Origin of the sequence: Brachybacterium subflavum, from assembly GCF_009299795.1 — a bacterium.
In the GTDB taxonomy this organism is placed as follows: Bacteria; Actinomycetota; Actinomycetes; order Actinomycetales; family Dermabacteraceae; genus Brachybacterium; species Brachybacterium subflavum.
Genome location: NZ_VIGP01000001.1, coordinates 518,359 through 542,142, shown reverse-complemented (window position 1 = coordinate 542,142; position 23,784 = coordinate 518,359). Strand labels below are relative to the sequence as shown.

Genomic DNA, 23,784 nt, shown 5'->3' with positions numbered 1-23,784 from the left:
TTTCTCTGGGTGTGTGGGGCCAAGGTTGCGCTTCCATCTTAGCGACTCGGACAGAGCCGACGACACGGACGAAAGTTCCAATACCGACTGGAAACTTTCGCGCTCCAGCGCACGGCAGGGCCACGACCGGCACCAAAGGACGAAAATCGGACATTCATCCCGCTTTCTCACGTGCCATCCGCTATGCGCTCCCCGTGCCCGCGACAGCGCGAGCGCGGGCAGGCCGCACGCCGATCGGCGCCCGCCGTGAGGATCCGGACACGTCCGCGCCCCAGAGGGCGGACCCGACCCCGTCCGGTCGGCCCCGTCCCCCGCCCCATCAGCGCCCGGAACAGGGTCCGCCGCGCGCTCGCGCGCCGGGTTCGGCGTTGCTCACACCTGCCCCGCCGGTTGGCTGGTGCACATGGTTCCGATGTAGGATCGGGTTCCGAAACATTGCCATCGTCCGGGCTCGCGCGCCCGCCAGCCGACGCACAGGGGGTCAGATCCATGGGTCGTGGCCGACAGAAAGCCAAGCAGACCAAGGTGGCACGGGACCTCAAGTACTACAGCCCGCCGACGGACCTCTCCGCCCTCCAGCGCGAGCTCCAGTCCCATCGTTCGGCCGACACCGAGTACGAGGCGCCCGAGAGCGACACCGACGACGCCGATTGGGCGGAGGACGGACCGGCTTCCACGGCCTCCCGCCGCCGCTGAGCCCCGCTCGGCAGATGCGAACCCTGTGAAGAGGGCGACCCCGATGGGGTCGCCCTCTTCACGTGCAGGGGAGCTCGTCCGCTCGGGATCGGTCGCTCAGGCGGATCCGACCGCTCAGGACCAGTCCTCGTGCATGCCGGTCAGCAGCACGCCTCCCCCGTCGACGCCCTTCGCACCGGAGACGAGGACGTCCTGGCCCGTGGGCCGCGGGGCCTCGTCGCCCGCGACGACCTCTCCGATCACGCGGGAGGGCAGTCCCCGGGACTCGAGGAGGCCGATGGCGGCGTCGGCATTCTCGGGCGCGACGGCCGCGACCATGCCGATGCCCATGTTCAGCGTGGCCTCGAGATCGTGCAGCGGGACTCCGCCCCAGGTGCTCACGCGCTCGAAGATCGCCGCCGGCCGCCAGGCTCCGCGGTCCACGACGGCGGTCGTGCCCTCGGGGAGCACGCGCGCGAGGTTCGCGGCGAGCCCGCCGCCGGTGACGTGGCTGAGCGCGTGCACCCCCGCGCCGGCCGCGTCGCCCAGAAGTGCCAGCAGGTCCCCGGTGAAGATGCGGGTGGGCTCGAGCAGCTCCGCGCCGAGCGTGCGGCCCAGCTCGGGGATCTCGGCATCCAGTCCCAGCCCTGCGGCCTCGATGACCGCGCGCACGAGCGAGTAGCCGTTGGAGTGCAGGCCCGAGGAGTCCATGCCGATGATCCGGTCGCCGGTGCGCACGCGGTGCGCGCCGAGCATCGCCGACGCCTCGACGACGCCCACGGCGGCACCCGCGACGTCGTAGTCCTCGGGGGCCATCAGGCCCGGGTGCTCGGCCGTCTCCCCGCCCACGAGCGCGCACCCGGCCAGGCGGCAGCCCTCGGCGATGCCGCGGACGATGTCGGCGATCCGCTCGGGCACGACCTTCCCGCAGGCGATGTAGTCGGTCATGGCCAGGGGCCTCGCTCCGACCACCACGATGTCGTCGACGACCATGCCCACGAGGTCCTGGCCGATGGTGTCGTGCACGTCGAGGGCCCTGGCGATCGCGATCTTCGTGCCCACGCCGTCGGTGGACGACGCGAGCAGCGGACGCTCGTAGGCCTTGAGCGCGCTGACGTCGACGAGGCCGGCGAAGGCACCTACGCCTCCGAGCACCTCGGAGCCGTGGGTCGCGGAGACGGCGGCCTTCATGAGCTCGACGGCCTTGTCCCCCGCGGCGGTGTCGACGCCCGCCTCGGCGTAGGTGAGCGCGGGGGTTTCGGGAGTGGTCGTCATGCGGATGCGGTCTCCTGGGAGGTGGCGGCCGGGACGGGACGATCGGCCGGGGTGGTGGCTGCATGGGGCGCAGGGGCTGCGGATGCGGGGACGGGCGTCGGGGCGGGAGCGGCCGACGAGCCTGCTCGCCCGCCGCGCTGCTCGCTGCGGCGCGCCTCGAGCACGCTCTTGCCGAGCGCCGAGGGGTCGGGGAGCGGCACCGGGTACTGGCCGCTGAAGCACGCGGTGCACAGGGCCGATCGGGGCTGCTCGGTCGCGGCGATCATGCCGTCCTCGGAGATGAACCCGAGGGAGTCGGCGCCCAGGGAGCGGGCGATCTCGGGGACGTCGAGACCGTTGGCGATGAGCTCGGCGCGGGTCGCGAAGTCGATGCCGTAGTAGCAGGGCCACTGCACGGGCGGCGAGGAGATGCGCACGTGCACCTCGGACGCACCGGCCTCCCGCAGCATCCGCACGACCTGGCGCTGGGTGTTCCCGCGCACGATCGAGTCGTCGATCACCACCAGGCGCTTGCCGGCGATGACCTCCTTCAGCGGGTTGAGCTTGAGGCGGATGCCGAGCTGGCGGATCGTCTGGCTGGGCTGGATGAAGGTGCGGCCGACGTACGAGTTCTTCACCATCCCCTGCCCGTAGGGGATGCCGGACTCCTGGGCGTAGCCGATCGCGGCGGGCGTGCCCGACTCGGGGGTGGGGATCACGAGGTCCGCCTCGACGGGATGCTCGCGGGCGAGCCGGCGCCCCATCTCCACGCGCGAGGCGTTGACGCTGCGGCCCGCGATCTCGGTGTCGGGGCGCGCGAGGTAGACGTACTCGAAGACGCAGCCCTTGGGGTGGGGCTCGAGCACCTGCTCGCTGCGCAGGCCCTGCGCGTCGATGGTGATCATCTCGCCGGGGGCGACCTCGCGCACGAAGCTCGCCCCGCAGATGTCCAGCGCGGCGGTCTCGGAGGCCACCACCCAGCCGCGCTCGAGGCGGCCCAGCACCAGCGGCCGGATGCCCTGCGGATCGCGCGCCGCGTACAGCGTGGTCTCGTCCATGAGGGTGAAGCAGTAGGCGCCGCGCAGGTGCGGCATCAGGTCCTTCAGCGCCTCGCCGAGCGCGGCGTCGGTGTCCAGGAGGGCCGTGACCAGCGCCGTGTCCGTCGTGTTGCCGCGCGAGATCTCGCCCTTGCCCGGACCGGCGTCCCCGTGGCGCTCGCGCAGCAGCTCCACGAGCTCACCGGTGTTCACGAGGTTGCCGTTGTGGGCGAGGGCGACGGTGCCGTCGGGCCGAGGGCCGAGGGTGGGCTGGGCGTTGGACCAGATCGAGCCGCCGGTCGTCGAATAGCGGGCGTGGCCGATGGCGATGTGCCCGGTCAGCGAGCTCAGCGCGGACTCGTCGAAGACCTGGGAGACCAGGCCCATGTCCTTGTAGACGAGGATCTGCTCCCCGTCGCTCGCAGCGATGCCCGCGGCCTCCTGCCCTCGGTGCTGCAGGGCGTAGAGACCGTAGTAGGTCAGTTTGGCGACCTCCTCGCCGGGGGCGAAGACGCCGAAGACGCCGCAGGAGTCCTGGGGCCCCTTCTCACCGGGGAGCAGATCGTGCGAGAGCATTCCGTCGCCGCGTGCCACGGGCCCATCATCGCATATGGAACGCACCCGACCGTCGGCCGTCCGGGAGCGTCCAGCAGGTCGCTCCCCCCGCATGCTCAGCGGGGTCGACGACGCTCCGAGCGGTGGGCCACGGCGTCGACGATCGCGGCGATGAGTGCGAGCGGGAGGCCCACGAACACACCACCGGTGACGGCGAAGTAGAGGATGCCGCCGACATCGCTCACGCCGGTGACGAACGCGGTGATCGCGCCGGCCACGAGCCCCACGAGGATCGCGAGGGTCACCCAGAAGGCCAGCGTGGGCACACGGCGCCGCCGCACGTAGACGGCCGTGGTCTCGGGCGCGGGCGCCGGCTCCGTCGCCGGAGTCTCCTCGGGCGACGGATGCCGGGGCGCGGTCGGCTCGGGCTCGCGCGAGGACTCGGGGGCGGAGTCGGAGGCGGACTCGGGCTCGGGGGCGGGATCGGGAGTGGGCTGGGAGGTCACAGTTCTCCTGCGGCGTCGACCGCGGCCTGGACGACCGCGGGATCGGTGATGGTGCGTCCGTCGTCCGCGGGGCGGCGGGCGGAGAGGTGGATGTCGGGCACTGCGGCCCGGGAGACGAGCTCGGGGATGTCGATCGGGCGGATGCCCGCGCCGGCGCACACGTCCAGGAGCCCGTCGGCCGCCCGGACCATCCGGGCCAGGCATGCCGTGCCCTGCGGGGCGCTCGCGGCCCCTCCGGAGCTCAGCACGCGGTGGAAGCCGAGCCCCAGGAGCGTGCGCACCGCCTCTTCGCGCGCGTCGTCGTCCACGAGGGCGTCGACGGCGCGATGGCAGGTGAGGACCACGCCGCGCAGGGCCTCGGACCCCGCGCGCAGGGCCGCGTCCCGCAGGGCCTCGAGGGCGGGGATGTCGAGCGTGCGCTGCGGTGTGAGGGCGCCGAGGACGACGCCGTCCGCGCCGGCGGCGACCGCGTCCGCGGCCTGCCGGGCCATCCGCGCGATCTCGTCCTCGTCGAAGACGAACTCGTCGGGAGCCGTGCGCAGGTCGCCCTCGCCGGCCCGGCAGCGCACCAGCACGTGCACGCCGAAGTGGGGCTTGGCGTCGCGCGCCCCGCGCAGCCGCGTGGCCTCGGCGACGCAGGCGTCCACGAGGGAGAGGTCCGGGGTGAGGCCTCCGCGCGAGAGCTCCTCGCAGAGCTCCACGCGGTCCGCGCCGGCGAGCGCGGCGGTCCGCAGGCCCTCGAGGTCCTGGACGGCGATCTCGACGGCGAGGCTCATCGTTCCTCCTCCGTCCGCGCGTCGTCCGTCCGCCCCTCGGCCGTCGGGCCGCGGTCCGACGGCTCCCCGGCCGATCCGCTGTCCGGCGTCCCTGCGGGCTCGGCCGCCGCGTGCGCCTCCCGTGCGCGGCGCGCGACACGGCGCGGCCCGGGCAGCGGCAGCAGATCGGTGAGGTCCGAGCGCTCCCCGCTCGCGCTCACTCTCCCGCTCGACAGTGCTTCCTCCCAGGCGAGGTCGCCGACGGCGAGGGACAGCCAGGTCGCGGCGTCGGTCTCGACGATCGCGGGGGGCGTGCCGCGCGTATGGCGCACCCCGGCGATCGCCTGGACGGCGCCGAAGGGCGGGACGCGCAGCTCCACGGAGTTGCCGGGCTGCTCCTCGGCGACCAGCTCGAGGGTGTGGCGCACGGCGGGCGCGAGGGTCGTACGGGTCGCGGCGCCGGGGTCGAGGGCCCACGCGGCCAGGGCGCGGTCGCCGGCTGCGGGGTCGGTGCGTCGGCGGATCGTCATGGGCGTGCGGTCATGCTCGGGCGCCTCAGCTGCTCGGCAGCAGGTCGTGCACGGTGATGGTGTCCTCACGGTCCGGGCCCACGCCGATGGCGCTGATCCGGCAGCCGGCGAGCTCCTCGAGGCGGGCGACGTAGGCGCGCGCGTTCTCCGGGAGCTCCTCGAGGGTGCGGCATCCCGAGATGTCCTCGGTCCACCCGGGCAGCGTCTCGTAGACGGGCACCGCGTGATGGAAGTCGGTCTGGGTCATGGGCATCTCGCGGTGGATCACGCCGTCGACGTCGTAGGCGGTGCAGATCGGCACCTCCTCGATGCCGGTGAGCACGTCGAGCTTGGTGAGCACGATGTCGGTGAAGCCGTTGATGCGCTGGGCGTGACGGATCATGAGCGCGTCGTACCAGCCGCAGCGCCGGGGGCGACCGGTGTTCACGCCGACCTCGCCGCCGGTGGTCTGGAGGTACTCGCCCCACGTGTCCTCGAGCTCGGTCGGGAAGGGGCCGGCGCCCACGCGCGTCGTGTAGGCCTTCACGATCCCGATCACGCGGTCGATGCGGGTGGGGCCGATGCCGGCGCCGATGCAGGCGCCGCCCGCGGTCGGGTTCGAGCTGGTGACGAACGGGTAGGTGCCGTGGTCCACATCCAGGTACGTGGCCTGGCCGCCCTCCATGAGCACGACCTCGTCGCGATCCAGGGCGATGTTCAGCAGCTCGACGGTGTCCACGACCATCGGACGCAGGCGCTCCGCGTAGGAGAGCAGCCCCTCGACGATCTCGTCGACCTCGACGGCGCGGCGGTTGTAGAGCTTCACGAGCAGCTCGTTCTTCTGCCGCAGGGCGCCCTCGACCTTCTGGCGCAGGATGGACTCGTCGAAGAGGTCCTGGACGCGGATGCCCAGGCGCCCCACCTTGTCCATGTAGGCCGGGCCGATCCCGCGGCCCGTGGTGCCGATCGCGCGCTTGCCCAGGAAGCGCTCGGTGACCTTGTCGAGCGTCTGGTGGTACGGGGCGACGACGTGCGCGTTCGCGCTGATGCGCAGACGGGCCGTGTCCACGCCGCGGCTGTCGAGCGTCGCGATCTCCTCGAAGAGCGCCTCGAGGTTCACCACCACGCCGTTGCCGATCACGGGCGTCACCTGCGGCGAGAGGATGCCGGCGGGAAGGAGCTTGAGCTCGAACTTCTCGCCGTGGACGACCACGGTGTGCCCGGCGTTGTTGCCGCCGTTGGGCTTGACCACGTAATCGACTCGCTCACCGAGCAGGTCGGTGGCCTTCCCCTTCCCCTCGTCCCCCCATTGGGCTCCGACGATCACGACGGCCGGCATGGCAGCTCCTGCAGCGGGTGGGACGGTGGATGGACCTCGGAGAGTCTAGCAATCGGCGCCTGGATCCCCGGGCCGCCCCGACGCGGGCGCGATCCGGCGGTGATCCATCCCGGACGCAGCGGCGACGTGGCGACGTGGCGTCGTGGCGACGTGGCGACGTGGACTCAGCCCAGCAGGCTCGGGTCGGCGTCCTGGACGAAGTCGCGGATGCGCTCGGCCTCCTCGCGCTCGCCGATGCGCCCGGCGGACTCGCCGAGCAGCGCGAGGGCCTTGAGGAAGCCGCGGTTCGGGGCGTGGGAGGCGGGGATCGGTCCCTGGCCCTTCCAGCCGGCGCGGCGCAGGGCGTCCAGTCCGCGGTGGTACCCGGTGCGGGCGTAGGCGTAGGCGGCGACCGGGTCCTCGGACTCGAGCGCCTCCTGGGCGAGCTCGGCCCAGGCGAGCGACGAGGCGGGATAGCGGGCGGCGAGCTCGCGGGCGTCGGCCCCGTCCGCGAGCGCGGACGCGACGGCGGTGTCCGGGTGGTCCTCGGGCAGGTAGGTCGGGGGGATGCCCAGCAGGTTCTCGGCCCCGATCGGGCGGGAGGTCTCGTTCATGGATCCATCGTATGCGGGAGGGAGCGGCCGACGGGCGCTGCCGGGAGGCCGCGAACGGGCCCCGGACGGTCTCGAACCACTCACAGGAGTGTGTGCTCGCGCACGGCACCTGGTAGAAACAGGGTCATGGATCGAACATCCGACGGGTCCGAGCTGCTCACGGGACCCGGCGCCGGAGGCCTGCTGCGCTCGGCAGTGAACAATGCCGGCGGCGTGCTGCGCACGTGGGAGCTCGATCACGTCGACCACCGGCCCGGCCGCTCGACGAAGGCCCTCTACCGCACCACGGTCTCCTGGCCGGAGATCGACGGCGCGCAGGCGCCCGCGCGCGAGGAGCTGTTCGGCGCGAGCGCCCACGTGGGCGAGCAGGAGAAGGACCTCCTGGACGCCGAGAACTCCATGGTGATGACCGACGGCGACATCAACGTGCGCGTCTGGCGCTATCCGCACGACCCGTGGCTGCCGATGCTCCCGAAGGTCTGCTACCCGGACGTCGTGGGCCGCACCCTCGTGGACATGGGTGTGCCGCTGATGCCGGGCACCGCCGAGCACGTCCCGATCGAGGTCATCTCGTACCGCCCGGGCCGACGCGCCGTGCTGCGCGCGCAGCTGCCCGATCGCGGCCTGTACCTCAAGGTCATGCAGCCGCGCCGCTCCGGCGAGATCGTCGAGCGCCACCGCCATCTGCTCGCCGCGGGCGTGCCCGTGCCGCGCGTGATCGCGCATCGCGAGGGTCTTGTCGTGCTCGAGGAGCTGCCGGGCATGCCGCTCTCGCGGGCGATCCTCGACCAGGGCGTCGACGCCTGCCGCGCCGAGGACCTGGTGGCGATGCTCGACCGCCTCCCCGCCTCCCTGTTCCCCCTGCCCATGCGGCCGCCCTGGACGGATTCGATCGAGTTCTACGCCGGGATCGTGAGCTCCTCGCTGCCGTCGCTGGGTCCTCGCGTCGATGCCCTCGTGCGCGAGATCCGCGAGGGGCTCGCGGCCGTGGGCCGGCGTCAGGACCTCTCCGCCCACGACGTCGTCCACGGCGATTTCTACGAGGCGCAGGTGTTCGTCGACGGCGGCGAGGTGGTGGGCGTCCTGGACATCGACACGGTGGGCCCGGGACGCCGCGCCGACGACCTCGCGTGCCTGCTCGCCCACCTCAGCGTCCTCGCCGACGAAGGCAGCACCCGCCGCATCGACCCCGCCGTGCAGCAGCGCGTGCTCACGGCGATCGACGCCTGGCAGGAGGTGTTCAGGCGCCGCGTGGATCCCACCGAGCTCGCTCTGCGCAGCGCGGGTGTCGTGCTCTCCCTCGCCACCGGCCCGCACCGGCAGCAGGAGGCCGCCTGGCAGGCCGCGACCGAGGCGATCGTGCGGATCGCGGAGCGCTGGGTCGAGGCCGCCCGCACCGCCGAGACGGAGCGCAACGCCGTGCAGCAGACGGGGCCGACGGGGACGGGCGCACCTGGAGCGCCGGCTCCGGCGCAGCCGCAGGGCGGGCAGCCCTCTTCACACACTCCTCCGCGGCAGAGCGCACCCCTGCAGGGGCCCCCGCAGACGCCTCCGACGCAGGCGCCGCCTTCGTCGTTCCCCGGCGACGACTCCCCCACCCTGGAGAGGCGCATCCCCCCGGGTCTGGACGGCTGAGGCCGCAGGGCCGCACGGAGGTGCGGTGCACCGGACCACGCCAAAGACGACGGGCCCGATACCCTCGCAACCATGCGAGCAGTGCTGCAGAGGGTCGACGGCGCGAGCGTCGAGGTGGACGGCCCCGACGGCCGCGAGATGACGGGCGAAGTCGCGGGCGAGGGGCTGCTCGCCCTGGTCGGCGTCACCCACGGGGACGGGCCCGAGCAGGTCGCCGTGCTCGCCCGGAAGATCTGCGAGCTGCGGATCCTCGAGGGAGAGCGCTCGGCGCTCGATGCGGGCGCACAGGTGCTCGTGGTCTCCCAGTTCACGCTCTACGGCGACGCCCGCAAGGGACGCCGGCCGTCCTGGTCGAAGGCCGCTCCCGGCGAGGTCGCCGAGCCTCTCGTCGACGACCTCGTGGCGGAGATCCGCGCCCGCGGAGTCGAGGTCTCGACCGGCCGCTTCGGCGCGCACATGCGGGTCTCGCTCACGAACGAGGGGCCCTTCACGATCCTCCTCGAGGCCTGACCCCGGCCCGTCGATCGGGCCGGGGCCGCGTCGTCCGGCGGACGTAGTCGGGGTCTTCGGCCCGGCAGGGCCCGCGTCGCCGGCCCGGGTTCAGCGCACCATCGGCGGCGCCGGCTCCCCGGCCACGGACTCCTGCGTCTCGCCGCCCTCGCCCGCACCCAGCGGTGCAATCGCGGAGAGGCCATCGTTCTCGTGGCTGAGCTGCAGGAACGCCAAGTGCGCCTCGTAGCAGTCGAGAACGTCACCGATCACCTGCTGCTCGTTCATGCCCATGAGGTCGTAGCCCGCGGATCCCGTCTGCGAGAACACCTCGAGGCGCCAGTAGCGCTGCTCGCCGCGGGAGGCCTTCGACCCGATCTGCGGGACCGGGGCCTGCACGGAGGCGGCGCGGTAGAGGAAGTCGCGCTCCTGGCCCATCGGGACCGTGAGCACGAACTCGTCGACCCCGGTGAGGGGCTCCTCGGTGCGCGAGACCTCCGCCTCGGTCCCGGAGGAGCGGAACTCGGCGGCGACCTCCTCGAGGGCGGGGCCGACGACCGTGTCCGCGAAGGCCGCGACCTGGTCCCTGCCGGGATAGGTGCGGATCGACGCCATCCGCTGCCGCCACGAACGGCCGGAGCCCGCACGGCGCTGGCCGGCCGAGCGCAGCCGTGCCCAGCCCGCGCGCTCGGCGGCCTCCATGCGCAGCACCTTGGTGAAGGAGAACATCACCAGGTAGGCGATGATCGTGACCGGCAGCGCGAAGATGAGCGTCGCGTACTCCATCGTGGTGACGCCGCCGGCGATGAGCATCGCGACCGTGAGCACGGCCGTGAGCACCGCCCAGTAGATGCGCAGCCACTTCGGCCCGTCCTCGCCGGGGTCACGGATGCTCGAGGAGAAGTTCGACATGACCATCGCCCCCGAGTTCGCGCTGGTCAGATAGAACAGCAGGCCGGAGAGGGTCGCGAGCCCGATGAGGAAGGCGGCGCCGGGGAACATCTCCAGCAGGGCGTACCAGCCCTCCTCGGGGCTCGACATCGCGAGCTTCCCGAACGCGTCGTTCCCGCCCAGCACCTCTGCCATCGCGGAGTTGCCGAACACCGAGACGATCAGGAGGTCGCACAGCACCGGTGCGGTGATCGCGGCGATCACGAACTCGCGCAGGGTGCGCCCGCGCGAGATGCGGGCGAGGAACAGGCCCACGAACGGCCCCCACGCGAGCCAGAACGCCCAGAAGAACAGGGTCCATCCGGCCATCCAGTCCGAACCGCCGGGCTCGTAGGCCATGGTCTCCATGGTGCGGCCCGGCAGGCTGGTGACGAAGCGGCCGATGTTCTCGACGATCGCGGAGAGCAGGAACGCGGTGCGGCCGGTGACGATGATGTAGAGCAGCATCGCGCCGGCGATCCAGATGTTCAGCTCCGAGATCAGGCGGATGCCCTTGTCCACGCCCGAGGTGCAGGCGGCGATCGTCATCACCACGGCGATCGCGACCAGGGCGATCTGGACGGCGAGCCCGGAGGGCAGGCCCAGCAGGTGCTCGAGGCCGATGTTCAGCAGGACCACGCCGATGCCCATCGAGGTGGCGACCCCGAAGACGGTGCCCACGAGGGTGACGATGTCGATCACGTGGCCCGTGGCGCCGCGCACGCGCCTGCCGAAGAGCGGGTAGAGGACCGCGCGGATGCTCAGCGGCATCCCCCACCGGTAGGCGAAGTAGCCCATGGCCATGCCCAGGAGGGAGTACATCGACCAGCCGGCGACGCCGTAGTGGAAGATCGTCCAGACCACCGCGTCGCGGGCGGCCTCGGCGCTCTCGGCCTCGAGGGTCGGCGGCGCGTAGTACTGGGTGACCGGACCGGTCACCGAGAAGAACAGCATGTCGATGCCGACGCCCGCGGCGAACAGCATGGCGACCCACGTGAACAGGCTGTACTGCGGGCGCGAGTGGTCGGGGCCGAGCCGCACGGTGCCCTGCTTCGACAGCGCCACCCAGATCACGAAGCCGATCACGACCGTCACGGTGAGCACGTAGAACCAGCCCAGGTTCGTCGAGATCCAGCCTACGGCCCCCTCGAGCGTGCTCTGGGCGCCGCCCGGCCGGAGAATCGCCCACAGGGAGAAGGCGAGGATCACGGCGGAGGAGACGCCCAGGACGATCCGGTTCACGCGGATGCCGCCGGAGGGCTCGAGGTCCGACTGACCGCGGTGCATCTCCTCGCTCGTCGAGGGCGGGCGCTTCTCCTGGCGCGCGGCCTCGGCGGCCCGCCGCTCGGATGCCCGGCGCTCGGCGGCGGCCCGGGTCGGGGCGCTGGGTTCGGGATGCTGGTCGTCGGCTTCGTGCACGCGGTCCTCCGCTTCGTCGGGCGTCCTGGGCGGGCACCCGGTGTGCGGTCGGCGCGGTGGGGCCGGTCGGGCACGGCGGACGTGCGCGACGCGGCCGACGCGGTCGGCACCGTCGGAGCGCGGCACGGCGGTCTCGCCGTGGCATCGCGCGCGGGGCAGGCAGGGCGGCGGATGGTGCTCGCGGCCCGTGCGGCGCTGCGGTCGGCATCGTCCGGGCGCCCGGTCCTTCCATGCTAGGGACCTGGGATGCTCCTGCAAAATTCCGGAGAGCAAGCAGACACGGCGCCCGTCACCGCGCGCGGGGTCCACGCTCGGGCGGCGCCCGGGCCGCGCCCGGGGCGCGCCCGACCCTCATCGTGGCCGTGGATTAGTCTGGTCGCATGACCTACACACTCGTGCTGCTCCGCCATGGCGAGAGCGAATGGAACGCGAAGAACCTGTTCACCGGCTGGGTCGACGTGCCGCTGTCGGAGTCAGGGAGGGCCGAGGCGACCGCCGGCGGCGAGCTGCTGGCCCGCGAGGGCGTGCTGCCCGACGTCGTCCACACCTCCCTGCTGCGCCGCGCGATCATGACCGCGAACCTGTCGCTGGACGCGGCCGACCGCCACTGGATCCCGGTGCGCCGCGACTGGCGCCTGAACGAGCGCCACTACGGCGCGCTGCAGGGTCTGGACAAGGCGGAGATCCGCGAGAAGTACGGCGAGGAGCAGTTCATGGCATGGCGCCGCTCCTACGACGTGCCGCCGCCCGAGATCGAGTTCGGCACCGAGTTCAGCCAGGACCAGGACCCCCGTTACGCGGACCTGGGAGACCAGCTCCCCCACACCGAGTGCCTCAAGGACGTCGTCGAGCGCTTCCTGCCGTACTGGGAGGAGGGCATCAAGCCCGATCTGCGCGACGGGAGGACGGTCCTGGTGGCCGCCCACGGCAACTCGCTGCGCGCCCTGGTCAAGCACCTCGACGGCATCAGCGACGAGGAGATCGCGGGGCTGAACATCCCCACCGGCCAGCCGCTGGTCTACGAGCTCGACGAGAACTTCCAGCCCGTCGAGAAGGGCGGGCGCTACCTCGACCCGGTCGCCGCGAAGGCCGCCGCCGAGGCCGTCGCCAACCAGGGCAGAAAGTGAGCGGTCTGCCCGACATCTCGCGCTGAGCACGCGCGGAGCGCGGCCCGAGTCGCACGCGGCGCCCATGGGGAGTTCTCCCCATGGGCGCCGCGGCGCATCCGGCCTAGCGTGGGTGTGCGCCACGTCATACCGAGGCGCGCATCCCACCCCTCGAAGGAGACTCCGATGCTCGATCGACGAACCCTTCGGCGCCGCGCCGGGCTCAGCGCCCTCACCCTCTCCGGCATCGCCGCCGCAGCTCCCGCCGCCTCCGCCGCGACCTCGAAGAACCTGCCCACGGCCTGGCAGCAGCAGGAGACGGTCTACTGGTGCGGGCCGACGGCCGTGGCCATCGCCCTGAGCGCCCTCGGGGACGCGCCCTCCCCCGCCGACCTCGCCGACGAGCTCGGCACCACGCAGGCGGGCACGAACTTCGGTGCGGTCTCCCCGGTCCTGACCGCGCACTCCCCCGGCGCCTCCTACCGCGACCAGTGGATGGAGTCCACCACGGCCAGCGAGGCCGATGCCGATCTGCTGTGGGAGCGCGCGACCGCGAACGTCGACGACGGCTACGCGACCGTGCTCAACTGGTGGGTGATGCCCGGCGAGTACCCCGAGTGGGGCGGGAACACGGGCGAGATCTTCCACTTCGTCGCCGTCGACGGCTACGACCCTGACCAGCGCACCCTGAGGATCGCCGACCCCGCGGGCGCGACCCTCTCCGCCGACCTCCCGCAGCACCACCAGCTGCCCGTGCAGCAGGTCGCGACCTACTGCGCGGGCAGGGGCTATTTCTGGTGATCGGCGCCCGCCGGCCGGCTCCTGCGCCGTCGGTCAGCGCCGGCGGCGGGTCCCGAACAGCGACCGCGTGATCTCGCGGCCGAGCACCGTCCCTGCCGAGCGGATGAAGGACTTCACCGCGGGGTTGCCCATGAACCCCTCGTCCTTCTTCCCGCCCTGTGCGCGCTCCTTCGGGGACTTCTCCGCCGTCTTCGCCTGTCCCGTGGGGGCCGACGGTGAGGGCGCGGAACCCGCGCCCTGGCCGTCGGCCGCAGTGCCCTGCGCCCCGGCCCGGGCCGCCTGCTCGTCGCGCTTGCCGAGGATCTCGTAGGCCGACTCGCGGTCGACGACCTCGGTGTAGGGCGCGAGCGGGGAGGCGGCGACGATCTTCTCGAGCTCCTCCTTCGGCGCCGGATCCATCGAGGACTCGGGCGCGCGCACCGCCGTGACGGCCACCGGCGTCGGTGCACCGTCCTCGCTCATCACGGTCACCACGGCCTCACCGGTCTTCAGCGAGGGGATGACGTCGACGAGCTCGTAGTCGCTGGTCGGGAAGGTGGACGCCGTCGCCTTGAGGGCCTTCGCATCCTCCGGCGTATAGGCGCGCAGGGCGTGCTGGACGCGGTTGCCGAGCTGCGCGAGGACGTCCCCGGGCACGTCCTTCGGGGTCTGGGTGATGAAGAAGATGCCCACGCCCTTGGAGCGGATGAGGCGGACGGTCTGGACCACCTGCTCGAGGAAGGCCTTCGAGGCGTCCTTGAACAGCAGGTGCGCCTCGTCGAAGAAGAACACGAGCTCGGGCTTGTCCGCGTCCCCGACCTCGGGGAGGTCCTGGTAGAGGTCCGCGAGAAGCCACATCATGAACGTCGAGAACAGGGTGGGGCGGGTGGCCACGTCGGGCAGCTCGAGGCAGGAGATGATGCCGGTGCCGTCGGAGGCGGTGCGCAGCAGGTCCTGGGTGTCGAAGGCGGGCTCGCCGAAGAAGACGTCGGCCCCGGAGTTCTCGAACTCGGTGAGCTCGCGCAGGATCACCCCGGCGGTCGCGGCGGAGACGCCGCCGATGCCCTTGAGCTCCTGCTTGCCCTCGTCATCGGCCGTGAGGAACTGGATCAGCGCGCGCAGGTCCTTGAGGTCGAGCAGGCCCAGGCCCTTGGTGTCCGCGTAGTGGAAGATGAGCCCGAGCGAGGACTCCTGGGTGTCGTTCAGGCCCAGGGTCTTGGACATCAGCACGGGCCCGAAGTCGCTCACGGTGGTGCGGATGGGGATGCCCGTCCCCTGCCCGCCGAGGGTGAGGATCTCGGAGGTCCCTGCGCGGGAGGCCCACTCCTGGCCGCGGGCGGCGGCGCGCGCGCTGAGCTTCTCGCTCGCCGCGCCCGGGACCGCGATGCCCGAGAGGTCGCCCTTCATGTCCGCGACGAACACCGGGGTGCCCGCGGCGGCGATCTGCTCGGCGATGACCTGCAGGGTCTTGGTCTTGCCGGTGCCGGTCGCGCCGGCGATGAGGCCGTGGCGGTTGAGCATGCCCAGCGCGAGGTTCACGGGCACCTGCGGATCGGGCTCGCCGTCCCTCACGAGAACACCCAGGTGGATCTGCGTGCCGTCGAAATCGTAGGCGTCGCGCACAGCGGTCGCCTTCTCATCGAGCGCGGCGGGCGTCGCGTCCGACGCGGCTGCGGGATCGGGGGCGGGGGCGGCCTGGGACTCGTCGGTCATGGATCCTCCTCGAAGCGTCATGATCGCCACGATCGTAGCCGGAGGGCACGTAGGCTTCCTGCGTGACCCGCACCGCTGCGCACCCCTCCGTCCCCGGCCGCTCCGAGTCCCACGCCGAGCGCGGGGCCCTGCCCGATGGATACCTGCCGACGGGCGTCGCCGCGACCGGCGCGCTCACCGAGGACGACGTCGCCCGCGCACTCACCGACGACGGCCGTGACGCCCTGCTCGAGCGCCTGGGCATCACCGACCAGGACCACGAGGAGCTCGCGGCGCTGATCCCCCGCGCCCTCGCGGTGCCCGAGGTCCTCGCCGCGATCACCCGCGCCGCGCACCTGGTGCGCGCGTCGGCCGGTCTCGACGCGCCCGCCGCACCGCTCGCGGACCTCGCCGAGGAGCACAATGCCCTCCAGCAGCAGATCGCCCCCGGCGAGGGACTCATCGCGATCCTCGCCCACGTGGTCTCCACCGACACGGTGCGCACCTGGCACTCCCGGCGCCGGCTCTCGGAGGCGCAGTCCTGGCACGTGCTCTCCGATCTCGGCCAGCAGATGCGCGTGCACCGCGCCAGCAGCCACGGCCGGCTGGGCCTGCATCAGGTCTCCTGGACCGCGATGAACTGGTGCGGCCGGCTCGTCCACCTCGGGCGCCTGCAGTTCGATCTGCATCGCTCGGCAGCCGACGGCCGGTGGATGATCGGCGTGCACATCCCGGCGACCGGTCCCCTGGACCCCGCCGACGTCGAGGCGAGCTTCGAGGCCGCGAGCGCGTACTTCCCGGAGGCCTATCCCGATCTCGTCGCCGCCGCGCCCGCCGGCGCCGCCGCCTTCGGCCGCGAGTTCGAATGCCATTCGTGGCTCATGAACCGGGTGCTCGTGGACTCCCTGGGCACGGACTCGAACATCGGCGCCTTCGTGGACCGCTTCGAGATCCTCGAGAACAGCCGCGACGACGACGGCGCCGCGTTCTTCGTGTTCAGCGCGCGTCCTCCGTACGATCCCGCGGCGCTGCCGCGGCGCAGCCGGCTCGAGCGAGAGGTCGGCAGGCGGCTGGCCGACGGACGGGGCTGGGAGTCGGGGCGCGGGCACCTGGTGCGCTGAGCGGCCGCCCGCTCAGCTCGCGATGCGGCGCGTCCCCACCACGTGCGAGACGTGGTCGAACTCCTCGAGGACCGTCGTGCCGCGGGCCATCGACAGGGAGAACGCGCTGCGGGAGACGGCGAATCCGAGCTGCACCGCGATGACCGCGCGCTCGTAGAGCTGCGGGTCGTCGGCTGCGACGTCCGCGAGGGTCTCCACGTCCTCGCCGATGAGCTCCTCCGCCTGCTCCTGCGTGAGCGGGCCGACGCGCACGCGGCGCTCGAAGGCGGCGATCAGCGCGGACTGCATGTGCGCCGTGCGCCCCGCGCTCACCGCGTGGAGGCTCGGTTCGCGGTGCAGCACGCGCTTCTTCAGCTCGCGCAGTCCGAGGTCCGCGTCGGCCGTGCGGATGATCTGGCGCAGCACCTCGCGCAGCGCCTGCTCCGGCGTCGCCTCGGGACTCACCGTCAGCAGGGCGCGCCACGACTCATCGGGGCCGAGCACCGGCAGGCCCAGCACCGCGGACTCCTTCGATGCCCAGTGGTTGAAGAAGGTGCGGGGCGAGATCCCCGCGCGCTCGGCGATCATCTCGACGGTGACGCTGTCCAGTCCGTGCTCGGCGACGAGCTCGAGCGCGGAGCGGTGCATGTCGGCGCGCGCCTGGCGCTTCTTGCGCTCCCGCAATCCGCATTCGGGGGCGAGCTCCGGGCCTCCGGAGGGGATGGAGCCGGTGCTGGTGCCCGGCTCGGTGTCTGGCGCGCTGCTCACGGAGCGACCGTAGCCCACCTCACGAGAAAAGTGCAGTGACTGCAATTGTGCAGTGACTGCAATCGCAGTAGTGTTGACCGGTCGAAGCTCGATGGAGCGCTCCGGCCACTCCGCGTGCGCGCTCCCCGCGCACCCGCCGTCACCGATCGCCCCTTCTGGACTCAGGAGAATTCTTGACCTCCACCACCTCATCCGCGCCCAGCACCCGCAGCGGGCCCCGCGGCGGGAACGAGCAGGCCTTCACCGGGCTCGACCGGGCCGGCAAGCTCGTCTTCGCCGGTCTCATGCTCGGCATGTTCGTCGCCTCGCTCTCGCAGACCATCGTCGGCCCCGCGATGCCGCGCATCGTCGCCGAGCTCGGCGGCCTCTCGCACTACAACTGGATCGCGACCGCCGCGATGCTCGTCTCCGCCGTCGCCGTGCCGATCGTCGGCAAGCTCTCCGACCTCTACGGTCGGCGCTGGTTCTACCTCGCGGGCCTCGCGATCTTCATGATCGGCTCGATCCTCGCGGGCATGTCCACGAACTTCTGGTTCCTGGTCTTCGCCCGCGCCGTGCAGGGCCTGGGCATGGGCACCCTGATGCCGCTGTCGCAGACCATCATCGGCGACATCATCCCGCCCCGTCAGCGCGGCAAGTACCAGGGCCTGATGGGCGCCGTGTTCGGCGTCTCCTCGGTGGTGGGCCCGCTGATCGGCGGCTCGATCACCGACAGCTTCGGCTGGCGCTGGCTGTTCTACCTGACCCTGCCCATCGGCATCCTGGCCTTCATCTTCATCTTCAAGTTCCTGCACCTCGAGCACACCGCCAAGAGCGGCAAGGTCGACATGCTGGGCATGATCACGCTGACCCCGGCGCTCGTGGTGGGCCTGCTGGCGACCACCTGGGGCGGCACCAGCTACGAGTGGTCCTCCCCCGTGATCATCGGGATGTACGCGGTCACGGCCGTGCTGCTCGTGGTGTTCGTGATCATCGAGAACAAGGTCGCCGAGCCGCTGCTGCCGATGCACATGCTGGCCCGCCCGATCATCGCGCTCTCGGTCGCCGCGTCGTTCGCGATCGCCGTGGCGATGTTCGGCGCGATCATCTACATCCCCGTCTACGCGCAGGGCGTCCTGGGGGTCTCCGCCACGAACTCCGGCGCGATCCTCATCCCGCTCTCCGTCGCGATGATCCTCACCTCGATCGTGGTCGGCATCCTGATCTCGAAGCTCGGCAACTACAAGATCTTCCTGGTCGCCGGCGGGCTCGTGCTGGTGGTGGGCTACTACCTGCTCCAGAACATGCAGTACGGCGACTCGCAGTGGCACCTCACGCTCGCGATGGTCGTGATCGGCCTGGGCCTGGGACTGTGCATGCAGGTGTACACCCTCGTGGTCCAGAACGCCGTCGCGCAGCACGAGCTGGGCGTCGCCACCTCGGCCGTGCAGTTCTTCCGCAACATGGGCTCCACGATCGGCACGGCGGTGCTGGGCACCGTGATGAGCGCGCAGATGGCCACCGCCATCCAGGACAAGATCTCCGCGCTGCCGAAGCAGGATCTCGCTCAGCTCGCGAAGATGCAGGCCAGCGGCGGCGGCATCGACTCCTCGGACCTCGAGAGCTCCGTGCTGGACCCCTCGAAGCTCGAGAAGCTCCCCGGCTTCCTCGCCGACGCGATCCGCAGCGGCATGGGCGATGCGATGCACGACGTGTTCCTCACCGCCGTGCCCTTCGTGATCGCTGCGCTGCTGCTCTCCCTGTTCATCAAGCAGATGCCGCTGCGCGACACCCTCCACGTGGCCGACGAGCCGGGCACCACGACCGGCCAGTTCGCCGCGGTGGGCGGCTCGGGTCCGCTCGCGGAGTCCTCGGTCCACGACGAGGAGGAGCCGGCGCTCGCGTCCGACGCCCCCTCAGCGCACGGCGCCGAGCCCGCGGCGTCCACCGGGTCCGCGCAGGTCGCCGCGGCGGCAGGCGAGCCCGCGCAGGCCGAGCCTGCGCAGGCCGAGGCCACGCAGGCCGCCGAGCACACCGCCGAGGGCGCGTCCCCGGCCGCCGGGTCCACGCCCGCGCATCACCAGACGCACCGCGCCGACGGTCCTCCGCAGCACGGTCGTCACGCCGAGCGCTGATCCCGCCGCCGGCACCAGCGGGCCGCGCATGCGATGAGGCCCCGCACCACGAGATGGTGCGGGGCCTCATCGCTGTCCGATGCCTGTGCTCTTCCCCCGGGGGATCGATCCGGAACAGCACGTGGGACCATGGGCGGGTGCAGCTGAGCGACCACGTCCCGCCCCGTCTCCCGGAGATCCCCGGCCACCCCCTCGCCTCGCGCGTGCCCATGGAGCCCGACGTTGAGCCCGTCGCGGCCCTGCTCGGCGCGGCCCAGGACGCCGTGGACCCCGACGCCGCGCCCATCGACCTCGACGACCTGCGCTCGCGGATGGTGGGCCTGCGCTCCTGGTCCCGGCGGCAGGTGGTGATCGTGCCGACGGAGGCCGACGGCACGGCGCGCGCCGATGCTGCGCCGATCGCCTGGATCGCCCTCGAGGACCGGGCACGGGGTCGCACCGACCTGCAGAGCGTGATCGCTCCGGACGCTCCCGCCCGAGAGGCGCTCAGCGCCGCGCTGATCGCGTGGGCCGTCGAGGTCGGCGGCTCCTTCGCCCGCCACCGCGGGGTCGACTCCACGCAGCTGAGCATCGACATCGACGTGCGCGACGCCGATCGCGCCGCCCAGCTCGCCGCCGGGGGCCTCGAGAAGGTCCGCACCTGGCTGCACATGCGCCGCGGCGTGCTCGCCCAGGAGGCCGACTCCCTGCCGGGTCCCCGCCCCGGGGTCCGCGTGCGCCCCGTGCACCTGCACCCCTCGGGGCTGCCCGTCGCCCAGGACGTGCGCAGCGTGCACCGCATGCTCGAGGAGTCCTTCGCCGACCACTTCAGCTCGTACCGCGAGTCCTTCGCCGAGTTCTCGCAGCGGCTCGTGGAGTCCCCCGAGGAGGCCGACTGGGAGCTGTGGTGGATCGCGGAGATCGACCACGACGGGGACGGCGCCTGGCTGCCCGCCGGCGGGCTCGTCGCCTCGACGCGCCCCGCGCACGAGACCGGTCACGGCCGCGTCGGCGAGGGCACCTACCTCGACTACCTGGGGGTGCACCGCTCCGCCCGTGGGCACGGCGTCGCCAAGGCCCTGCTGCGGGCCGCGATCGCCGATGCGGCGCGCCGCGGCCGCGACCACGTGGACCTCGAGGTGGACGCGGACTCCCCCACCAGCGCCGACGGCCTCTACAGGTCCATGGGCTGGGAGACCTGCGAGCGCACGCAGTCCTGGCACCTGGACGTGCCGCCCCACCCCTCGCGGCTCCTGGAGCCCGAGACCGAGGACGAGAACGCCTGACATCTGCCCGACGACGCGCACCCGGGACCCGGCGGCGCGCGCCACGGGTGCACCGGGGTACGCGCCGCGAGGGCGAGGGCCCCTGGCCTCGGCCGGATGACGGCAACGGGCGGCGCCACCTCCCGAGCGTCGTGCAGCGCCCAGGAGCCATGGCGACCCGGCGGAAGGTCCCGCAGGTCAGCCCGGCAGGTCCGTCACTCCCACTCGATCGTCCCCGGCGGCTTGCTGGTCACGTCGAGGGTGACGCGGTTGATCTCCGCGACCTCGTTGGTGATGCGGGTGGAGATCCGGCCCAGCACCTCGTAGGGCAGCTTGGCCCAGTCCGCGGTCATGGCGTCGTCGCTGGTCACGGGGCGCAGCACGATCGGGTGGCCGTAGGTGCGGCCGTCGCCCTGGACACCCACGGAGCGGACGTCGGCCAGGAGCACCACGGGGCACTGCCAGATCTCGCGGTCGAGGCCCGCCGCGGTCATCTCCTCGCGGGCGATGGCGTCGGCCCGGCGCAGCACGTCCAGGCGGTCCTTCGTCACCTCGCCGATGATGCGGATGCCCAGGCCGGGGCCGGGGAAGGGCTGGCGCCAGACGATCCCGTCGGGCAGACCCAGCTCGGAGCCGACGGCCCGCACCTCGTCCTTGAACAGGGCGCGCAGGGGCTCGACGAGCTCGAAGGAGAGATCCTCGGGCAGGCCGCCCACGTTGTGGTGGCTCTTGATGTTGGCCGCGCCCTCACCGCCGCCGGATTCGACGACGTCGGGGTAGAGCGTGCCCTGGACCAGGAACGCCTTCGCCTCGGCGTGGCCCGCCGCGTCGATGACGCCGCGCTCGCGCAGGATGTCCGCCTGGGCGCGCTCGAAGGTGCGGATGAACTCGCGGCCGATGATCTTGCGCTTCTGCTCGGGATCGGTGACCCCGGCGAGTGCGGAGAGGAACTGCTCCTCGGCGTCGACCACGATGAGCTTCGCGCCGCCCGTGGACTCACCGAAGGCCTTCTCGATCTGCTCGGACTCGTTCAGGCGCATGAGTCCGTGGTCGACGTACACGCAGGTGAGGCGATCCCCGATGGCCTTCTGGACGAGGGCCGCGGCGACCGCGGAGTCCACGCCGCCCGAGAGCGCGCAGATCGCGGTGCCCTCGCCGATCTGGGTGCGGATCCGCTCGACCTGCTCCTCGATGACGCTGCCGGTGGTCCACTCGGGGGTGATCCCGGCGCCGCGATAGAGGAAGTTCTCGAGGACCTCCTGGCCGCGGTCGGAATGGCCGACCTCGGGGTGCCACTGCACACCGTAGAGATGCTTCTCGGGGTGCTCGAAGGCGGCGACCGGCGAGGCCGAGGACGTCGCCACGACGCGGAAGCCGGTGGGCGCGGCGGTCACGGAGTCGCCGTGGCTCATCCACACGTTCTGCTCGGTGTCCTGCTCGCGCAGGAGCTCGCTCGCGGAGTCCACGGCCTCCAGACGGGTCGCGCCGTACTCGCGCACGCCCGTCGGGGCGACGGTCCCGTCGAGGGCGGCGGCCATCGACTGGAACCCGTAGCACAGGCCGAGCACGGGCACGCCCGCCTCGAGCAGTGCGGGATCCAGGCCCGGGGCTCCCTCGGCGTAGACCGAGGAGGGGCCGCCGGAGAGGATGATCGCGCGCGGGTCCTTGGCGAGGATGTCCGCGGTCGAGGCGGTGTGCGGGACGATCTCGGAGTAGACCTGGGCCTCGCGGACGCGGCGCGCGATCAGCTGCGCGTACTGGGCGCCGAAGTCGACGACGAGGACGGGTCGGGCGTCGGTATCTGTCACCGGATCAGTCTACTTTCCGTCGGCGGGGCTCTGCCCCGGGGTGTCCTGGCCATCGGGTGCGGCGCCGGCCGGACCGGCCGCGGCGGTACCGTCCTGGCCGTCGGTGTCCTGGAGCGTGGGCCGGCGACGCAGGTCCTCCTCCATCGAGGAGTGCAGGAAGCGCTCCCCGAAGAAGGAGAGCACGGGGATGACGCCGAAGAACATGATGAGCACCATGCGCGGCAGCTTCCAGCGCATCTTGTTCCACATGTCGAAGCCGAGGATCACGTAGATCATGTAGATCACGCCGTGGATCGGCGACCAGCGGCTGCTGATCGTGGACCAGAGATCCGAGGTGGAGTCCCACCAGGGGTCCCCGCCGTAGACGCCGTAGCGCATGATCATGATCCCCACGAGGATCAGCAGGGCGATGCCCTCCGCGATCGCGGCCCAGCGGAAGCGGGCGAAGGATGCGCGGGCGGTCACCTCATCGAGCGGGCGCGGAGTCGGCACCTGTCTCTCCCTCGGTTGTCGGGTCGGCCTGCGAGGGGCCGACGGTGTGGTCGGCCGGGGTGCGGCCGACGGGGCTGGCGGCCGCTCCGGGAGGGCTCTGCTGCTCCCCCGCGAGCCGGGACTGCATCTGCTCGCGCTTCTCGGCGAGCTCGTCCAGATGAGCGGTGCGCACGGAGCGCCACCACAGGTAGAGGAAGAACCCGCCGAACAGCACCCATTGGAGGGCGTAGCCGAGGTTCTGCCAGTTCAGTCCGGAGGAGAACTGGGACTCGGCCTTGGGCAGGCCGTTCAGTCCGTCCTGCGAGGAGCCGACGGCGACGTACCCGGCGTACATCGGCGAGCCCCACTCGTTGATGAGCAGCGGGGTCGCGATCTCCTGGGCGACGCCGTCCTCGAGGCCGTTGGTCGCGGCCTCGCTCGCCTCGAGCCGGCCGTTCACGCTCACCTCGCCCGTGGGCGGCGCAGGAGCGAGCGAGGGGTCGACCTCGCCGTCGTCGCCGGTCACCTGCTTCTCGGGGATCCAGCCGCGCGCGACGGGCAGCAGAGCCTCGTCCGAGCCGGCCCTGCCGTCGGCCCCCGAGCCGGTCTTCACGTGCAGGGCGGTCACCACGATCACGGCGTCCTCGCCGTCGATGCGGCGGCCGGGGACGAGCACCTGCTGATCGGGATCGTAGGTGCCGCTCGCGTCGACGATGCCGCCGGCGATCTCGTTGGTGACGGCCTCGCCGGGCCCGAGCACGTCGGCGATCTGGCCCAGCGTGCGGTCCTCGCCGGTCTGCTGGGTGAGCGCGCGGTGCGCCCGGTCCCACTGCCAGGTGGCCAGCAGGCCGCAGACGAGCGTCGCCACCACCATGAGGGCGAGCAGCCCCAGGAAGCGGGGACGGAGGGCGACGCGGAGCACGCGACCATGGTAGGCGTCGCCCCCGTGCGCGAGCCGGGAGCACGGGCCCGGACGTGACGCGCGTCCCCAGGATCGACCGCCCC

Annotated in this window: 21 protein-coding genes; 8 read left to right on the top strand and 13 right to left on the bottom strand. The window is 72.3% G+C overall.

Annotation, left to right across the window (positions count from 1 at the left end):
* The first annotated feature begins 489 nt into the window (after window positions 1-489).
* Complete coding sequence (locus FHG10_RS02305; RefSeq protein ID WP_152351705.1) at window positions 490-696, top strand: DUF3073 domain-containing protein; 207 nt, start codon at window positions 490-492, stop codon at window positions 694-696.
* Between the two features lie 114 nt (window positions 697-810).
* On the opposite strand, the gene purM is transcribed toward FHG10_RS02305, so the two are convergent.
* The 7 genes from purM to FHG10_RS02270 all read right to left on the bottom strand — a co-directional run bounded on the left by purM (window position 811) and on the right by FHG10_RS02270 (window position 7,223).
* Complete coding sequence (gene purM / locus FHG10_RS02300) at window positions 811-1,950, bottom strand: phosphoribosylformylglycinamidine cyclo-ligase (RefSeq protein ID WP_152351704.1); 1,140 nt, start codon at window positions 1,948-1,950, stop codon at window positions 811-813.
* Complete coding sequence (gene purF / locus FHG10_RS02295) at window positions 1,947-3,560, bottom strand: amidophosphoribosyltransferase (RefSeq protein ID WP_152351703.1); 1,614 nt, start codon at window positions 3,558-3,560, stop codon at window positions 1,947-1,949. The genes purM and purF overlap by 4 nt, the downstream gene beginning before the upstream one ends.
* A gap of 77 nt (window positions 3,561-3,637) precedes the next feature.
* A complete protein-coding gene (locus tag FHG10_RS02290) occupies window positions 3,638-4,027 on the bottom strand; it encodes an MSCRAMM family adhesin (RefSeq protein ID WP_152351702.1) in 390 nt (129 codons plus the stop codon).
* Entirely contained in the window at window positions 4,024-4,803 is a 780-nt protein-coding gene (locus FHG10_RS02285; protein ID WP_152351701.1) for a copper homeostasis protein CutC, read from the bottom strand. The genes FHG10_RS02290 and FHG10_RS02285 overlap by 4 nt, the downstream gene beginning before the upstream one ends.
* A complete protein-coding gene (locus tag FHG10_RS02280; protein WP_193636166.1) occupies window positions 4,800-5,312 on the bottom strand; it encodes a sterol carrier family protein in 513 nt (170 codons plus the stop codon). The genes FHG10_RS02285 and FHG10_RS02280 overlap by 4 nt, the downstream gene beginning before the upstream one ends.
* A gap of 25 nt (window positions 5,313-5,337) precedes the next feature.
* On the bottom strand, window positions 5,338-6,630 hold the full coding sequence (locus FHG10_RS02275; RefSeq protein WP_152351700.1) for an adenylosuccinate synthase: 1,293 nt from the start codon (window positions 6,628-6,630) through the stop codon (window positions 5,338-5,340).
* Window positions 6,631-6,794: 164 nt separating this feature from the next.
* Window positions 6,795-7,223, bottom strand: coding sequence for a DUF3151 domain-containing protein (locus FHG10_RS02270; protein WP_152351699.1), 429 nt, complete (start codon window positions 7,221-7,223; stop codon window positions 6,795-6,797).
* Between the two features lie 126 nt (window positions 7,224-7,349).
* On the opposite strand from FHG10_RS02270, the gene FHG10_RS02265 reads away from it, so the two are divergent.
* Entirely contained in the window at window positions 7,350-8,858 is a 1,509-nt protein-coding gene (locus tag FHG10_RS02265; RefSeq protein WP_152351698.1) for a phosphotransferase, read from the top strand.
* 72 nt (window positions 8,859-8,930) lie between these two features.
* Entirely contained in the window at window positions 8,931-9,368 is a 438-nt protein-coding gene (dtd, locus tag FHG10_RS02260) for a D-aminoacyl-tRNA deacylase (RefSeq protein ID WP_152351697.1), read from the top strand.
* 90 nt (window positions 9,369-9,458) lie between these two features.
* Here the strand turns inward: dtd and betT are convergent, their stop codons facing one another.
* Window positions 9,459-11,696 (bottom strand): choline BCCT transporter BetT, encoded by a 2,238-nt coding sequence (gene betT / locus FHG10_RS02255; protein ID WP_227487983.1) that lies wholly within the window; start codon window positions 11,694-11,696, stop codon window positions 9,459-9,461.
* 380 nt (window positions 11,697-12,076) lie between these two features.
* Between betT and FHG10_RS02250 the strand changes: the two genes are divergently transcribed.
* A complete protein-coding gene (locus FHG10_RS02250; RefSeq protein ID WP_152351696.1) occupies window positions 12,077-12,823 on the top strand; it encodes a phosphoglyceromutase in 747 nt (248 codons plus the stop codon).
* Between the two features lie 165 nt (window positions 12,824-12,988).
* On the top strand, window positions 12,989-13,603 hold the full coding sequence (locus FHG10_RS02245) for a C39 family peptidase (RefSeq protein WP_152351695.1): 615 nt from the start codon (window positions 12,989-12,991) through the stop codon (window positions 13,601-13,603).
* 33 nt (window positions 13,604-13,636) lie between these two features.
* Here FHG10_RS02245 and FHG10_RS02240 read toward each other — a convergent pair whose 3' ends face one another.
* Window positions 13,637-15,295, bottom strand: coding sequence for a helicase HerA-like domain-containing protein (locus tag FHG10_RS02240; protein WP_193636165.1), 1,659 nt, complete (start codon window positions 15,293-15,295; stop codon window positions 13,637-13,639).
* A gap of 62 nt (window positions 15,296-15,357) precedes the next feature.
* Here FHG10_RS02240 and FHG10_RS02235 point away from each other — a divergent pair, with 62 nt between their 5' ends.
* Complete coding sequence (locus FHG10_RS02235; RefSeq protein ID WP_152351693.1) at window positions 15,358-16,395, top strand: acyltransferase domain-containing protein; 1,038 nt, start codon at window positions 15,358-15,360, stop codon at window positions 16,393-16,395.
* A gap of 12 nt (window positions 16,396-16,407) precedes the next feature.
* Here FHG10_RS02235 and FHG10_RS02230 read toward each other — a convergent pair whose 3' ends face one another.
* Window positions 16,408-17,142, bottom strand: a complete 735-nt coding sequence (locus tag FHG10_RS02230; protein ID WP_227487982.1) for a TetR/AcrR family transcriptional regulator — start codon at window positions 17,140-17,142, stop codon at window positions 16,408-16,410.
* A 173-nt stretch (window positions 17,143-17,315) separates the two neighbouring features.
* Between FHG10_RS02230 and FHG10_RS02225 the strand changes: the two genes are divergently transcribed.
* Together FHG10_RS02225 and FHG10_RS02220 are read left to right on the top strand one after the other, a co-directional pair.
* Window positions 17,316-19,256, top strand: a complete 1,941-nt coding sequence (locus tag FHG10_RS02225) for an MDR family MFS transporter (protein ID WP_264674018.1) — start codon at window positions 17,316-17,318, stop codon at window positions 19,254-19,256.
* A gap of 137 nt (window positions 19,257-19,393) precedes the next feature.
* Window positions 19,394-20,521, top strand: coding sequence for a GNAT family N-acetyltransferase (locus tag FHG10_RS02220; RefSeq protein WP_152351692.1), 1,128 nt, complete (start codon window positions 19,394-19,396; stop codon window positions 20,519-20,521).
* A gap of 194 nt (window positions 20,522-20,715) precedes the next feature.
* Here FHG10_RS02220 and guaA read toward each other — a convergent pair whose 3' ends face one another.
* The 3 genes from guaA to FHG10_RS02205 are packed head-to-tail and all read right to left on the bottom strand — an operon-like array spanning window position 20,716 to window position 23,701.
* On the bottom strand, window positions 20,716-22,308 hold the full coding sequence (gene guaA / locus FHG10_RS02215; protein ID WP_152351691.1) for a glutamine-hydrolyzing GMP synthase: 1,593 nt from the start codon (window positions 22,306-22,308) through the stop codon (window positions 20,716-20,718).
* Between the two features lie 9 nt (window positions 22,309-22,317).
* A complete protein-coding gene (locus FHG10_RS02210; RefSeq protein ID WP_152351690.1) occupies window positions 22,318-22,800 on the bottom strand; it encodes a DUF3817 domain-containing protein in 483 nt (160 codons plus the stop codon).
* A complete protein-coding gene (locus FHG10_RS02205; protein WP_152351689.1) occupies window positions 22,775-23,701 on the bottom strand; it encodes an SURF1 family protein in 927 nt (308 codons plus the stop codon). The genes FHG10_RS02210 and FHG10_RS02205 overlap by 26 nt, the downstream gene beginning before the upstream one ends.
* Between the last annotated feature and the right edge of the window lie 83 nt (window positions 23,702-23,784).

Coding starts and splice junctions, on each gene's coding strand:
- FHG10_RS02305 (WP_152351705.1), top strand. CDS start 490: ATGGGTCGTGGCCGACAGAAAGCCAAGCAGACCAAGGTGGCACGGGAC.
- purM (WP_152351704.1), bottom strand. CDS start 1,950: ATGACGACCACTCCCGAAACCCCCGCGCTCACCTACGCCGAGGCGGGC.
- FHG10_RS02285 (WP_152351701.1), bottom strand. CDS start 4,803: ATGAGCCTCGCCGTCGAGATCGCCGTCCAGGACCTCGAGGGCCTGCGG.
- FHG10_RS02280 (WP_193636166.1), bottom strand. CDS start 5,312: ATGACGATCCGCCGACGCACCGACCCCGCAGCCGGCGACCGCGCCCTG.
- FHG10_RS02275 (WP_152351700.1), bottom strand. CDS start 6,630: ATGCCGGCCGTCGTGATCGTCGGAGCCCAATGGGGGGACGAGGGGAAG.
- FHG10_RS02270 (WP_152351699.1), bottom strand. CDS start 7,223: ATGAACGAGACCTCCCGCCCGATCGGGGCCGAGAACCTGCTGGGCATC.
- FHG10_RS02265 (WP_152351698.1), top strand. CDS start 7,350: ATGGATCGAACATCCGACGGGTCCGAGCTGCTCACGGGACCCGGCGCC.
- dtd (WP_152351697.1), top strand. CDS start 8,931: ATGCGAGCAGTGCTGCAGAGGGTCGACGGCGCGAGCGTCGAGGTGGAC.
- FHG10_RS02250 (WP_152351696.1), top strand. CDS start 12,077: ATGACCTACACACTCGTGCTGCTCCGCCATGGCGAGAGCGAATGGAAC.
- FHG10_RS02245 (WP_152351695.1), top strand. CDS start 12,989: ATGCTCGATCGACGAACCCTTCGGCGCCGCGCCGGGCTCAGCGCCCTC.
- FHG10_RS02240 (WP_193636165.1), bottom strand. CDS start 15,295: ATGACCGACGAGTCCCAGGCCGCCCCCGCCCCCGATCCCGCAGCCGCG.